At 44.3% G+C, this 14,387-nt stretch carries 10 protein-coding genes; 3 read left to right on the forward strand and 7 right to left on the reverse strand.

Translation table 11 applies throughout. From position 1 onward, the window contains the following. Window positions 1-160 precede the first annotated feature (160 nt). Entirely contained in the window at window positions 161-883 is a 723-nt protein-coding gene (locus tag MHI52_RS17720; RefSeq protein WP_076328542.1) for an amino acid ABC transporter ATP-binding protein, read from the reverse strand. Next, window positions 870-2,333 carry an ABC transporter permease subunit gene (locus MHI52_RS17725; RefSeq protein ID WP_083677436.1) on the reverse strand — a complete coding sequence of 488 codons (1,464 nt, stop codon included), beginning with the start codon at window positions 2,331-2,333 and terminating at the stop codon, window positions 870-872. Before MHI52_RS17725 ends, MHI52_RS17720 begins: the two co-directional genes overlap by 14 nt. A 183-nt stretch (window positions 2,334-2,516) precedes the next feature. On the opposite strand from MHI52_RS17725, the gene MHI52_RS17730 reads away from it, so the two are divergent. Together MHI52_RS17730 and MHI52_RS17735 are read left to right on the forward strand one after the other, a co-directional pair. After that, the gene (locus tag MHI52_RS17730) at window positions 2,517-3,692 is read left to right on the forward strand and encodes a M20 family metallopeptidase (RefSeq protein ID WP_405157368.1); all 1,176 of its coding nucleotides are present in this window, start codon (window positions 2,517-2,519) and stop codon (window positions 3,690-3,692) included. Window positions 3,693-3,960: 268 nt separating this feature from the next. Then, the gene (locus MHI52_RS17735) at window positions 3,961-5,727 is read left to right on the forward strand and encodes an alpha-glycosidase (RefSeq protein ID WP_405157369.1); all 1,767 of its coding nucleotides are present in this window, start codon (window positions 3,961-3,963) and stop codon (window positions 5,725-5,727) included. A gap of 142 nt (window positions 5,728-5,869) precedes the next feature. Here the strand turns inward: MHI52_RS17735 and glgA are convergent, their stop codons facing one another. Together glgA and glgB are read right to left on the reverse strand one after the other, a co-directional pair. Next, window positions 5,870-7,312, reverse strand: a complete 1,443-nt coding sequence (gene glgA, locus MHI52_RS17740) for a glycogen synthase GlgA (RefSeq protein WP_339282932.1) — start codon at window positions 7,310-7,312, stop codon at window positions 5,870-5,872. Then, window positions 7,309-9,315, reverse strand: a complete 2,007-nt coding sequence (glgB, locus tag MHI52_RS17745) for a 1,4-alpha-glucan branching protein GlgB (protein WP_127547716.1) — start codon at window positions 9,313-9,315, stop codon at window positions 7,309-7,311. The genes glgA and glgB overlap by 4 nt, the downstream gene beginning before the upstream one ends. Before the next feature lie 193 nt (window positions 9,316-9,508). Here glgB and MHI52_RS17750 point away from each other — a divergent pair, with 193 nt between their 5' ends. Further along, window positions 9,509-10,735: a glucose-1-phosphate adenylyltransferase gene (locus MHI52_RS17750; RefSeq protein ID WP_405157370.1), complete on the forward strand. Its 1,227-nt coding sequence runs from the start codon at window positions 9,509-9,511 to the stop codon at window positions 10,733-10,735. 124 nt (window positions 10,736-10,859) lie between these two features. Here the strand turns inward: MHI52_RS17750 and MHI52_RS17755 are convergent, their stop codons facing one another. Genes MHI52_RS17755 through MHI52_RS17765 form a run of 3 tightly spaced genes read right to left on the reverse strand, consistent with a single transcriptional unit; the run spans window position 10,860 to window position 14,375 of the window. Then, complete coding sequence (locus tag MHI52_RS17755; protein ID WP_282321109.1) at window positions 10,860-12,368, reverse strand: HAMP domain-containing sensor histidine kinase; 1,509 nt, start codon at window positions 12,366-12,368, stop codon at window positions 10,860-10,862. Beyond that, window positions 12,365-13,063 carry a response regulator transcription factor gene (locus MHI52_RS17760; RefSeq protein WP_017688086.1) on the reverse strand — a complete coding sequence of 233 codons (699 nt, stop codon included), beginning with the start codon at window positions 13,061-13,063 and terminating at the stop codon, window positions 12,365-12,367. The genes MHI52_RS17755 and MHI52_RS17760 overlap by 4 nt, the downstream gene beginning before the upstream one ends. Next, complete coding sequence (locus tag MHI52_RS17765) at window positions 13,056-14,375, reverse strand: hypothetical protein (RefSeq protein WP_143781232.1); 1,320 nt, start codon at window positions 14,373-14,375, stop codon at window positions 13,056-13,058. The genes MHI52_RS17760 and MHI52_RS17765 overlap by 8 nt, the downstream gene beginning before the upstream one ends. Window positions 14,376-14,387 lie beyond the last annotated feature (12 nt).

A 14,387-nucleotide genomic window follows, 5' to 3' on the forward strand; every position in this document is an offset into this window, starting at 1 on the left:
AAGCATTTGTAAGAATACTGGTTAATTCAGAAAGTTTGGTTGACCCGATTCCTTTATATTTGGTAACAGAATAGTTACTTTTCCGAATCCATACGTCATTATTATCCATAAAAAATAGCGTTACCGACTCGAAGTCAGTAACGCTATTTGATCACATCGTTTAGAGTACTTTCGCAAGAAAATCACGTGTACGTGAATTTTTGGGTGCTCCAAACACCTCATCAGGTGTTCCCTCTTCCACAATAACCCCGCCATCCATGAACAAGATGCGGTCTCCCACTTCACGTGCGAAACCCATCTCATGGGTTACGATGACCATCGTCATTCCGCCTTCTGCAAGACGTTTCATGACATCCAGCACTTCGCCGACCATCTCAGGGTCCAGTGCCGACGTAGGCTCGTCAAACAGCATCACATGCGGCTGCATGGCCAATGCTCTAGCAATGGCGATCCGCTGTTTCTGTCCACCAGACAGCTGATTCGGGAATGTATCTTTTTTATCGTACAAGCCCACGGTGTTAAGCAGATCAGAGGCAATTTTCTCCGCTTCCTGAGTGGATTGTTTCTTCACTTTAATCGGAGCAATCGTGATGTTTTGCTGTACCGTTTTGTGTGGGAACAGGTTGAAGTGCTGGAACACCATGCCCATTTTCTCACGAGTTGCGTTAATGTTATGCTTGGGGTCCGTGATTGACACGCCTTCAAAATCAATCTCTCCTGAGGTAGGCTGTTCCAGCAGATTCAGACAACGTAAGAAAGTACTTTTACCTGAACCGGAAGGACCGATGACCACGACAACCTCACCTTTGCCAATCGTCACGTTAATGCCCTTAAGCACATCGTTATTTCCATAAGATTTGTGTAATTGTCTAACGTCTATCACTTGCACTCAACTTCCTTTCCAGTCGTCCCAGCAGCTTGGACAAAATGAACGTCATTACAAAGTAGATGGCTGCTGCAATCAAAAATGGACTCAACCCTTGGTACGTAATGTTCTTGACTACACTTGCCTGATACATAATATCCACCATACCGATAACGGAGATAATGGAGGATTCTTTGATGATAGTTATGAATTCATTACCGATCGCTGGTAATACAGCTTTGAAGGCTTGTGGCAATATGATATAACGCATCGCGGCGCCTCTTCCCATACCTAATGAACGCGCTGCCTCCAACTGACCACGATCCACACCTTGGATACCTGCACGGAAAATCTCCGCCAGATAGGCACCACTATTGATTGAAAGTGTAATGATACCTGCCTGAAGTGCAGTGAAGTTAATGCCAAAGCTCAGAGAAAAACCATAGTAAATAATCATCAATTGTACCAGCATCGGTGTGCCACGGATCACTTCAACGTATGCCGTACCGATCCAGCGCAAGATTGCAGCGTCATGCAAACGGAACAAACAGATGATCAATCCAATAATTACCCCGAAGATAACCCCAAGTGCAGACAACAGAAGTGTGTATCCTACACCTGTAGCATAGAAACTTTTGTACTCCCAGAATACTTGGAAAATATTTTGTGATTTGTTCGCTTTATCCGCCATCAAGAGGCTGGCGTCCGTCACCATCTGATTGATTTTATCTTCGCTTTTCAGTCGCTCTAGTGTTCCATTTACTGCAGCTAGCAGCTCGGTATTACCTTTACGAATCCCGATTGCCGCTTCTGCTTGCTCTTCGTCCGGAACAGCAGCAGCAAGTCCAATGATATCGTCCAGATAACCTACAGCAACGGTATCTTCAACGATTGCCGCGTCAATGCGTTTTGTTTGCAGTTGAAGCACGATATCCGAGATTTTATCCAGCGCAGTAAGCTTCGCTCCTGGAATACTCTGTCCGATCGTTTCCTGAATGGAGCCTTTCTGAACGCCAATCTTCGCATTTTCAAGTTCTGCCATGGTTGGATATTTGTCTTTATCCACATTGCGAACCATAATCACTTGTTTTGATTTATAATAGGTGTCGGAAAAATCGATACTTTTCTTCCGCTCATCCGTCGGCGTCATACCTGAAATCACCAGATCAACACGCCCGCTCTGCAATGAAGGCAGAAGACCGTCGAAGCCCATATCCTCAATCACAAGCTCAGCGCCAAGATCTTTGGCAATCTCTTTGGCGATCTCAATATCGAAGCCGACGATTTCATCTTTGCCATTAATCACTTTATGGAATTCATATGGTGCAAAATCGGCACTTGTACCGAGCACCAGTTTTTTACTGCTTGAATTATCTGTAGTTCCACTTGCAAGTGCCACAGGAACGGCAGTCGTCAGCAGAATAACAAAGGTCAACAGCATCATGGTGTAACGACTTATTAATTTCAACCTTTTTCTCTCCCCTTACAATACTTTGTATGCTTCTCATGTTGATGACTGAGTCATTATAAAGTACAATGCATGATTATGCAATGCATTTTGACAATACAAATCTTGACTTGTTTCTGAAAAAATAAAGCAAACATGATATAATCAATGAATTATTTTCATTTTTGCATAAGGAGTTTACTAATGACTGCTAACAAATCACAAATTCTGACGGTTATTGATCAATATGCTTCCCGTTTTAAAGCCATTTCATCATATATCGGTGCCAACCCCGAACTGGGAAATGAAGAGTTCCTTGCTTCTGCCCGTTTGAAAGAAGAACTGCTCTTCCACGGTTTCACTGTAGATGCTCCAATCCTCGGTCTGGAGACAGCCTTTATCGGAACCTATTCAGCCGCCACACCCGGCCCTACCATTGCTTTATTGTGCGAATATGACGCCTTGCCGGAGATCGGTCACGCTTGTGGTCACCATCTAATCTGTATGATGAGTCTTGGGGCCGCTGTTGGGCTAAAATCTATTCTGGATGAAGTAGGTGGAACCATTAAAGTGTTTGGTACCCCCGCTGAAGAGACACGTGGTGCCAAAGTTCCGATGGCTGAAGCAGGTTTGTTCGATGACTGTGATGTCGCTCTCATGGCGCATCCATATTATGCCTACGAAAAGTCAGGCAGCTCGCTGGCTATTGATGCTGTGCAATTTGAATTCCATGGCCGATCTTCACATGCCGCTGCAAGTCCGCACGAAGGTATTAATGCTCTTGATGCCGTCATTCAAACGTTCAACGGGATTAATGCATTCCGTCAACAAGTGAAAAGCACCGTTCGGATTCATGGTGTGATCAACAACGGAGGTCAGGCAGCAAATATCATTCCTGACTATGCTTCTGCGCAATTTTATGTACGGGCAGCAACTCGTAAAGAACTGAATATCCTCACAGAACGTGTGATTCAGATCGCTGAAGGTTCTGCTCTCCAGACAGGATGCAAGCTGGTGACATCCAACTATGAAACGTCCTATGACGAGATGGTTACCAATGAAGCATTCTCAGCTGCGTTTAGTCAAAATCTGATGGAACTTGGGATCCCGCAAGAAGAGATTGTGAGTGGTAATGATCACGGCTCTATGGACATCGGTAACGTTTCCCTGAAATGTCCTGCAATTCATCCCTACATTCGTGTTGTAGACGAGGTGCATACACTGCACTCCATAGCCTTCCGTGACCTTGCACTTCAGGAGCGTGCGCTGGATGGCATGATTCTGGGAGCCAAGGCACTTGCAACAACAGCCTATGACGTACTGAGCCAGCCAGAGCTGCTTCAAACCATCCGCACGGAGTTCGAGCAAGCTATTCGCTAAAATTTACTTTCAACATGTTATATAGGGGTGCCCTGAACAATCTTGAATTCCAAGCTGTTCAGGGCACCCTTTTTTCTAAATTAGCTGTAAGTATATTCAGCACAAAGCTGGAAATGCTGTGAAAGAAACCTTTGAAAACGATGAAAATAATTCATTTTATTACAGTAAATGTGATTCGTTTGCTGGCTAACTTGGTTAATTATAACTATAAGTGCGTGTTCAAAAAGACTGGTTTTCATAACTTATCCTATATTCAGGAGGTGCTGTCATGTTGCTCGAAGCCATGTATCATGTTCCTCGTGACAAATGGGCTTATGCTTATAATTCGTCTACCATACATCTGCGCGTACGAACCAAACGTAATGATGTGCAATACGTGACTGCACTGACCGGAGATAAGTACGATTGGAATGGAACATACAAGGAAATTCAATTGGAGAAGGCTGCTTCTGATAACATGTTTGATTATTGGGAGGCTGCCGTCAAGCCACAATTCAAACGTCTCACCTATATATTTCGGATAACTGCCGGTTCAGAAGATGTTTTTCTTGCGGATAACGGAATTCATTATGAGACCCCCTATCCAACTGGAGGATATTATGAGTTCTCGTATATACATGAAATTGATGTGTTTAAGGTGCCCGAGTGGGCCAAAGAAGCCGTCTTTTATCAGATCATGACGGAACGGTTTGCTAATGGAGATCCTAAGCTGAATCCAAAAGAAACGCATGACTGGGGTGGCAAACCTGAGTTGGACAATTATTTTGGTGGAGATCTGCAAGGTGTGCTGGATCATCTGTATGACCTAACTGAACTTGGCGTGAACGCCATTTACTTTACCCCGTTATTCCAGGCCAATTCCTACCACAAATACGACACGATTGATTATAAAAAAGTCGACCCCCATTTCGGTGATAATGCCCTGCTTAAACAATTGACAGAAGAATGTCATCGCCTGGGTATACGTGTCATGCTTGACGCGGTGTTTAACCATTGCAGCGAAGACTTCCCTCCTTTTCAAGACGTTCTCCAGAATGGAAAAAACTCTAAGTATGCCGATTGGTTCCACATCAATGAATATCCGGTTCAGATCAAGGATGGTATACCAACCTACGATACATTTGGGTTCTATGGCAACATGCCCAAGTTCAATACAGCCAACCCTGAGGTTAAGGCATATCTACTTGATGTAGCTGAGTACTGGATCAAGGAAATTAAGCTGGATGGGTGGCGTCTGGATGTAGCAAATGAGGTGGACAACCATTTCTGGCGTGATTTTCGCAAGGTCGTTAAGGCAGCGAACCCTGAAGCCTATATTGTTGGTGAAGTATGGAGCGACTCCTTGACCTGGCTTATGGGAGATCAATTCGATTCCGTCATGAATTATCCATTTGCCGACAAAGTGCTTCAGTTCTTCTGTGGTTCAATGGACGGTTATCATTTTGCCAACGAGATGGGTTCACTGATTATGCGCTATCCGCAACAAACCAATGAAGTGATCTTTAATATGCTGTGCAGCCACGATACCCCACGACTGCTCACCCGGTTAGGAGAAGACAAACGCCGATTAAAGTTGTCGGTTGTTTTTCTTTTCACCTATATTGGTACACCTTGTATCTTCTACGGCGACGAAGTTGGTATTAGTGGTGATGCTGACCCGGATTGTCGAAAATGTATGGAATGGGACCCAGCCAAGCAAGACAGAGAATTGTATGATTTCTATCGTCTGATGATCGATCTACGCAAAAGCAATGAAGCCCTTCGCAAAGGACGCTTCCGATTCCTCAAGGCTGATCACAATGATCCCTGTATCGTGTACGAGCGTGTGGATGACAACCTTCACTTTACCGTATGGATGAACAATACACCTCAAGATCGAACGCTTTCTCATCCCATGGAAACAAAAGACTGGAAAGATGCATTAACTGAAGAGCCTGTGTTTCCAGCCGATGGAATGATGAACATTAAGCTTGACCCCTATGGGTATCGCATTTTGTACAGACAGCTTGATCCGGCAACTATCCAACACAACTGAGGTTTAAATTCTAAACAGTCATATAAAAGAAAAGAAAAACACTTCCACCGTCTCAGATGATACTTCATTCTGAACTTTGGAAGTGTTTTTTTGGATGAGAAAAAGCCACAGCATCATGTGCTGTGACTCATTCAAGACTACATCAATTTACAAGGTCAAGTGTGATCCGACGATAAATATCCATATATTCTTCAGCTGAGACATTCCAGCTGTATTCTCCGCCCATTGCATTTTTCACAATTTTCTTCCAGTGTTCTGGCTGTTTGTAGATCTCCTCAGCACGCCGAATGGTATTCATCATGTCATGTGCATTAAAGCTCGAGAATGAGAAACCATTCCCTTCTCCAGTAAACTCATTGTATGCCTGCACAGTGTCGTTCAGACCGCCTGTTTCCCTTACGAGAGGCACACTACCGTACCGCAGAGCCAGTAACTGACTAATACCACACGGTTCGAATCTGGATGGCATCAGGAAGATATCACTGCCTGCATAAAACCGACGGGATAACCCGTCGTTGAACTTGATCTGTGCAGACATTTTAAGTGGATAACGATTTGCGGCTTCACGGAACCAGTGTTCATAGGACTGCTCCCCTGTTCCAAGTACAGCGAATTGAATATCATCATAATACAACAATTCATCCAGGATACGGCAGACCAGATCAAGTCCTTTGGAATCCACAAGCCTTGTGACCATGACCATAAGAGGTACATCAGGACGAACAGGAAGTCCAAGTTCCTTTTGCAGCTCAATTTTGTTTTCCGTTTTCTTGGACAGACTTGTTCTGTATTTCACCGGGATCTTGGTGTCTGTAGCCGGGTTGTAGCTCTTGGTATCAATGCCATTTACAATCCCGCTGAATCGATCTCCAAGTGAACTAAGCAGTCCGTCCAGACCGTATCCGTAATAAGATGTTTTCACTTCCTGTGCGTAAGTTGGACTAACGGTTGTTACATGGTCAGCGTAGACAATTCCAGCCTTCAGGAAGTTGACATTACCGTAATACTCGGCTCCATCCACGGTGAAATATCGATCGTCCAGCTCAAGGATATCACTGAATAACTGATGCGGGAATACCCCTTGATACAACAAGTTATGTATGGTGAATACCGTACGAATATCACTGTAGAATGGATCGTGTCTGTAGTGTGCTTCAAGCACCAAAGGAATCATTCCTGCATGCCAGTCATGACTGTGCAACACGTCAGGCTTGAACTCAATCTGTGGCAACACTTCGAGAACTGCACGGTTGAAGAAGGCGAAACGCTCACCATCATCCATATAACCGTACACTCCATCACGCCCAAAATAATACTCATTATCCACAAAATAGACTGGAATTCCATCATGAACCAGCATTTCTATTCCACAATAGGGCCTGCGCCAGCCAAGAGGCACATCCGTTGTAATTACGGGCTGTAACGCGTCTTTATACTCATCGGGAATCCCCTTGTACTTAGGCATAATCACCCGCACATCTGCCCCGCTCTTCTTCAATGCAAACGGGAGAGCACCGATTACGTCAGCAAGGCCTCCTGTTTTGATAAATGGATGTACTTCAGCAGCAGCAAATAGAATATTCATGCCTTTGTCCTCCTCTTCGGTTTGAGCGTGTTGCTTTCATTTTTATTCTTCGTTTTTGAACTGACGGAAGTTATACTCGCAGGTGATTCATCCGTTTTCCGACGTGTGTTCTTTTTTAGAATCACGATGCTAAGCGGAGGTAATACCAATTCGAGACTATGCGGATGCCCATGAAAAGGAATCTTTTCGGTAGGCAGTTGCATATCATTAGTAATGCCTGAACCGCCGTAAACGGAATGGTCACTGTTCAGAACTTCGGTATACATACCGGGACGCATGACACCAATCCGGTAACGCTCCCGCTTGACCGGCTGAAAGTTAATGAGCACAAGGAGTGTATCCGCAGGTTTTTTTCCTTTGCGTACGTATGAAATGACACTCTGGTCCTGATCATCCGGAGTGATCCATTCATAACCGTCTAGGGAATGATCAAGCTCCCACAAAGCTTTTTCACTCAAGTACAGGTTAGACAGCTCACGCTCAAACTTATGCAAATTGCGGTGACTGTCATAATCCAGTAAGAACCAATCCAGTTGATCCTCATCTTTCCATTCGATGAACTGGCCAAAGTCTCCACCCATAAACAACAGCTTTTTCCCTGGGAAAGTCATAAAATAGCCCAGAAAAGCACGCATGCCGGCAAATTTCTGCTCATAAGTTCCTGGCATCTTGTCGAGGAGCGACTTTTTGCCATGAACAACCTCGTCATGTGACAGAGGTAGCACATAATTTTCAGCAAAGGAGTATACGACCGGGAAAGTCAGCAAATGATGTTTGGAAGGACGCTCATGAAAATCAGATTCCATGTAATCAAGCGTATCGTTCATCCAGCCCATGTTCCATTTGTAGTTGAAACCCAGACCACCTTCATCTACAGGTAAAGTCACCATTGGCCATGCACTGGATTCTTCAGCCATCATCAATGCATAAGGGAAATACTTGAACACCGTCTCATTCAGTTGCTGCAAAAAGGCTACAGCTTCCTTGTTCTCAAGACCACCTTCATCATTGGTACGATATTGTCCTGGCTGCTTCTCAAAATCAAGCCGTAGCATACTCGTAACCGCATCAACACGGAGTCCGTCAAAATGATACATCTCCATCCAATATAATGCATTGGAGATCAGAAATGAACGAATCTCAGGTTTCGAGTAGTCAAAGCTAAGTGTGCCCCAGCCCGGCTTCTCTGCTAACATCGGATCTGCATACTCATACAAAGGCGTACCATCAAACATACGCAACCCATGAGCGTCTTTGGCAAAATGTGCAGGTACCCAATCCAGCAATACGCCAATCCCTGCCTGATGTAGTGTATCCACTAGATACATCAGATCTTTTGGATGCCCATAACGACTGGTTGGCGCATAAAACCCTGTGTTTTGATAACCCCACGAAAGGTCATATGGATGCTCGCTGAGGGGCATCATTTCAACATGTGTATATTTCATTTCTAATAAGTAAGGAACAAGCAAATCAGCCATCTCGCGATAACTATAGAGGCTTCCGTCTTCTTTGCGCTTCCAGGTTCCCATGTGCATTTCGTAAATATGTAGAGGTTTGTTATACATGGCACGTTGTTTGCGTCTCCAGGCTCCATCATTCCATTTGTACCCTTCGATTGAACTGGTGACAGAGGCTGTCTGAGGTCGAACCTCTGCTTGAAACGCATATGGGTCCGCTTTGAGCAATTCTGTTCCATCTTCCGTTAATATACGGAACTTGTATAAAGTTCCTTCGCTAATTTCCGGAAAAAAACGACTCCAAAATCCTGATTCGGGTATCTTATATAAAGGTTCCTTTTCGCCTTTCCATTCATTGCGGTCCATAGCCAGTCCTACTTCTACGGCGTTTGGTGCCCACACGGTAAAGCGATACCCCTGAAGGCCATCGCAAGTCTCAGGTTGCGCGCCCAACATTCGATAACTGTGATGAAGGTTACCTTCATGAAATAAATAAATATGCTCCGGCAATATGTCCGGGTGTGCTAACGGTTGAATGGCCAAGAGATCACCTTCTTCTCAAGAAAATAGATATAACAGTAACCATTACCCCAGTCTAGCCAAGTTGAAAAGAAAAATGCGGTGAATTAGAAAATGTTGTTCATTTTCAGAATTTTTACAGTAACAATCGTTTCATCTGCTCTACTTTGCGTTAATGATGTACTACAATGCACAATATTTTGGGAGGGAAACGATTATGTTTAATAAAGATTGCATCGCTATGCTGTTGGCGGGAGGAGAAGGGAAGCGATTAGCCCCTTTAACCTCAAGTCTCGCAAAACCCGCTGTACCGTTTGGCGGGCACTACCGGATCATCGATTTTCCTCTCAGTAACTGCGTAAACTCAGGGATCGATACTGTAGGAGTATTGACGCAGTACCAAGCGGAATCTTTACACGATCACATCGGTGGAGGAGAACCATGGGGACATGGTAACTCAAGTGAGGCAGGAATATCCTTGCTTCCATCTTATCATACAGGAAATGACGAATACTTGGGAACGGCGGATGCTATTTATAAAAATATTGACTATATTGATCAACAAAACCCCGAAAATGTTCTAATTTTGTCGGGTGACCATATTTATCATATGAATTATCGCGATATGTTGGAGGCTCATCAAGCCAATAATGCCGCTGCAACGATTTCAGTTATGGAAGTGCCATGGGATGAAGCACATCGCTTTGGGATTATGGCTGCCGATGCTGATTTGCGTGTAACCGAGTTTGCCGAGAAACCGGCTGAACCAAAAAGTAATCTGGCTTCAATGGGCATTTACATGTTCAAATGGGATTATCTGAAACGCCATCTGTTGGAAGATGCCGCTAATCCTGAATCCAGCCATGACTTCGGTAAAGATGTGATTCCTCAAATGTTGAACGAAAATAATCCCCTCTTTGTCTATAACTTTAATGGTTATTGGAAAGACGTAGGTACGGTTAAGAGCCTTTGGGATGCACATATGGATCTGTTACACAACGAGGAAGACTGGAGTCTGCAAAAAGAAAACTGGCCGATGTTTACTCGCGACTGGCGCTCCAAACCAAGTGCTTACAAAGCAAGACATACAAAGATCGAACATGTTACTTCCATGATTCACGACTCTTGTGCAATCGAAGGTCGTTCAGAACGTTCCGTTATCTTCTGCGGTGCAGAAGTGGGTAAAGGCTCTGAGGTTAAAGACAGTGTTGTTATGCCTAACGCACGCATAGGCCGTGGGGTTCACATCGAACGCGCCATCATCGGTGAAGGTGCAATAATCAAGGACGGTGCAATCGTTAAAGGTACAGCAGATGAAATTGTGGTCGTTGGACCTAAAGAGATCGTCTCTGCCAAACCTGCTGTCCGTACGCAACCTGTTCGTATGTTGAAAGAAGTATATGAGAAAAGTGGACGCCTGCGCACTGGCGAACTTTCTTCATAATGAAATAAACATTAGATGAAAAAGGCGAGCCTCAGATGGCTCGCCTTTTTTTGGTGTTGATATGGATATTATAAAACGTACATGCTCGATCATCAGGTAGAAAAATCTCTTATCTTTTAAAACCTTAAGACTTTTCTAGATCTGATTTTGTATCACTTGCATCTCTAGCTGTTCGCTCATCTGTGACTTCAGCATCACCAGACGCGGTTACAGACTCTTCTGGACCCATCTCCTCAGCCACAGCCGGTAACGTAACCGTAACGGTTGTCCCCGATCCGAGTTCACTTTGCATCGTGATCGTTCCCTCATGCAGTTCTACCAGTTCCTGCGTAATCGCAAGACCTAGTCCCGTTCCCCCATTTTGATGATTCACCTGGAAGAAACGGTCCCGTACTTTAATTAAATGTTCTTCACTAATTCCGATACCGGTGTCCTGAACAGCTGCAATGATCTGACCATTCTCCTCTTTGACCGACAAGAAGATCCAGGAATTCTCATGTGAAAATTTGATCGCATTGTCCACAACATTCAGGAAGACTTGTTTCAGTCTGTTACCGTCTCCATGGACATTATAAGCACGAGTCTCGTCCGTTTCCAACTTGAGATGGACCTGTTTTTGTTCCGCTTTGGCCCAGACATTCAACATCGTTTCCTGTACAATTTCACGAATGTTGACCGTTCCTTTGACCAGCTTCATCTGATTCTGCTGCAATTTGGAGAAATCCAGCATCTCTTCAACAAGTCCAATCAGTCGTTCGGTTTCCTTGGAGATAATACCCATACCGATACGGGTTTCTTCCGGATCATAACCGCCTGAATCCAGTGTCTCGCTCCAGCCTTTGATACTGGTCAGAGGTGTTCTTAATTCATGTGAGATCGAAGAGATAAAATCATCTTTGATCTGATTACTGCGCACGATTTCATGTGCCATGAAGTTAAGTGTTGATGCCAATTCGCCCAGTTCGTGCTTATAATTCCCCTTAACCCTGACATCCAGCCGTCCTCTAGCCATTTGGGCAGATACTGCGGTGATGTTGTTAATTGGACGTACAATGGAATTTGCCATACCAATACTGATGATCAACACTATAGCAAGCACTCCAACACCGACGGCAGCGGCGAGTAGTCCCATATTCAACAGCTTTGAATTCACATCTTCAAGTGATGTCAGATATCGAATAACATAAGTATTTTCGCCGCCCAGATCAAACTTGTGTGAAACGGCCATGACAGATTCTCCAGTACCCGGTTGTCTTCCAATCCAGCGTCCCATATCCCCATTCAGAGCCTGCATAATATCACTGGTTTGCAGCACAGCACGGTCAGATTCAAAAGCAGTAGAACTCGCCAATACGCGCCCGTTCAGATCCAAAATTTCCAATTCAGTATTGGACAATGCCAAGTTCACAAGGAGTCTAGACAGATTATTGCCATCCTCCGTAGTATTCTCACGAGCGATCGGCTCGAAAAAGTCCTTTGAATTAGAAATGTGGGTACTAATCGTATTGTAGATACTCTCATAATAATACCTTTGAACTGCCAACATAAATACGAATTCGACCAACAGCAGAGCGAGAAAAACTACAAAGAAATAATGTAGTACGATCTGCCGAGTAATGCCTTTTTTAATCATTGCTCCCGGCCCTTCCATTTGTACCCGTGACCCCATACAGTCTGCAGGTATTCGGGCTCGGAAGGATTGTTCTCAATTTTTTGACGCAAACGACGAATGTTGACATCCACAATTTTGGGATCACCCATGTACTCTTTTCCCCATACGTGATCTAACAATACATCGCGGCTGAGCGGTGTATTTTCTTTTTCCAGGAAAAACTGAATCAAGGAAAACTCCGTTGGAGTCAACTCAATGGCTTCATTCTGTTTTTTGAATTGCTTCGAGATCAGGTCCAGTGAAAATGGCCCGGACTGGAACGTAACCTTTGCCGCAGTTTCCCGATGCACATTCACGCGGCGTAACAATGACTGAATACGTGCAATCAACTCTGTTGGGCTGAAAGGCTTGCTGACGTGATCATCTGCACCAACGGAGAGTGCGTACACTTTATCCTGTTCCTGAACTTTGGCGGTCAGAAAGATGATGCCCAGACGTTCATTGGTTTCACGGATCCGTCGACACACCTCGAATCCATCAATACCTGGTACCATGACATCCAGCAGAGCCAGATCAATATCTGGTACTGTCTGCAGTATGCGAAGCGCTTCATGACCGTCACCCGCTTCAAGCACTTCGAATCCGTTTCTCTTTAAATTAATCACTATAAAACTGCGGATGGATTCTTCATCCTCAAGAATAAGTACTTTACTCATTAAGTTCTCCCTTTCTATTCAGCTGAGAAGTATTACTCAGTGCATCTTTACCCGCCTCTGATTGTGCTACCCGTGAAGCAATAACTCGATCTTTGGTACGCGTAATTTCCTTCCAGCTTTTACCCTTCTCCTGTTCCCACTTGGAAAGGGTGAAATATTTGATCTCTGCTACGGTTTCGTCCGTATCAATCATTTTAAATCGAATATATTTTTCCTTCTCCGATTTGGTGTCAATAGTGATCTTACCGTACCACTCTGGCTTGAGATTTAGATGGAATAAATCAGCATCATCTCGGAATTGGAATGAGACAAATTTCTTGCTATCTTTGCCATCCCACTGATAATAGGTGTAAAACCACAACCGAGAGTCAAATACGTAATGCTCCCAACCTTTTGGAGTCTCTTTGAGCCCAAACTCAATAATACCATCATTATCAACATCACCGCTTAAAATTTTGTCATCTCTATACGTTTGATCCGGTGATTTGAAAGCATTGACTAACTTGTTATCTTTAACATACATAATTTGCGAGAAGGAACTCCGATCATCCAGCTCGGCATCCAGTACAATGCCCATCTGTCCTTTGGCAATCTCTCCGCCCAGAGCATTATAAACTTCTTTAACGGTATAATCGGTCTGCACCCGATCAACTTCCTTGAAGCTGCCATCTTCGTACTGGTATAACGCAATCGTTGCAAAACCGCTGTTGTTCAGCGAAATGATAACAAAATCACTTTTACCATCTCCGCTCAAATCCAGCGTGTTCCCCTGCGCATCATCAATGATATATTGATTATACGGAACTCCACCCAAGACCTGCTCCAGTGCCCCGCCCTTGTAGGAATATGCAGTCAGGGCTTTCTGCTCCTGCAGGCTTACACCAAGAATAATATCCGGATTTCCGTCATTCGTAATATCCAATACTTTAAAGGATTGCAACTCATTTCCCGGCACATCAAATGTAAGTTTTTTAACCCATGTGCCTCCCTGCTCTTCCAAAATCATGCCATGGATTCGCACATTCTCATTAGGTGTCTCATAAAAAACAATCGCTTCCCGAGTTCCATCCCCATTCAGGTCTTCCACCCGAATCATGCTGGTATTATTCATATCCTTGGGACGAATCAATGTACTCTCTGGCGGCAGTTTAACCTGAACCACGTTGTACAGTTTCTCCTTATCGGTGGACATCATTGGTTTTCTCATCAAACCCTTGGGGTCACTTATGACTGTGCATCCGCTTAGAACAGAACCAAGCATAATCGCCATAGTTCCTGCTGCTACAAAGCGTCCCCACCGTGAATTAAACAATCTCATCACTCT

Source organism: Paenibacillus sp. FSL H8-0283 (genome assembly GCF_045040675.1).
GTDB classification, from domain to species: Bacteria; Bacillota; Bacilli; order Paenibacillales; family Paenibacillaceae; genus Paenibacillus; species Paenibacillus amylolyticus.

Coding starts and splice junctions, on each gene's coding strand:
- MHI52_RS17755 (WP_282321109.1), bottom strand. CDS start 12,368: ATGATTAAAAAAGGCATTACTCGGCAGATCGTACTACATTATTTCTTT.
- MHI52_RS17730 (WP_405157368.1), top strand. CDS start 2,517: ATGACTGCTAACAAATCACAAATTCTGACGGTTATTGATCAATATGCT.
- MHI52_RS17760 (WP_017688086.1), bottom strand. CDS start 13,063: ATGAGTAAAGTACTTATTCTTGAGGATGAAGAATCCATCCGCAGTTTT.
- MHI52_RS17735 (WP_405157369.1), top strand. CDS start 3,961: ATGTTGCTCGAAGCCATGTATCATGTTCCTCGTGACAAATGGGCTTAT.
- glgA (WP_339282932.1), bottom strand. CDS start 7,312: ATGAATATTCTATTTGCTGCTGCTGAAGTACATCCATTTATCAAAACA.
- MHI52_RS17750 (WP_405157370.1), top strand. CDS start 9,509: ATGTTTAATAAAGATTGCATCGCTATGCTGTTGGCGGGAGGAGAAGGG.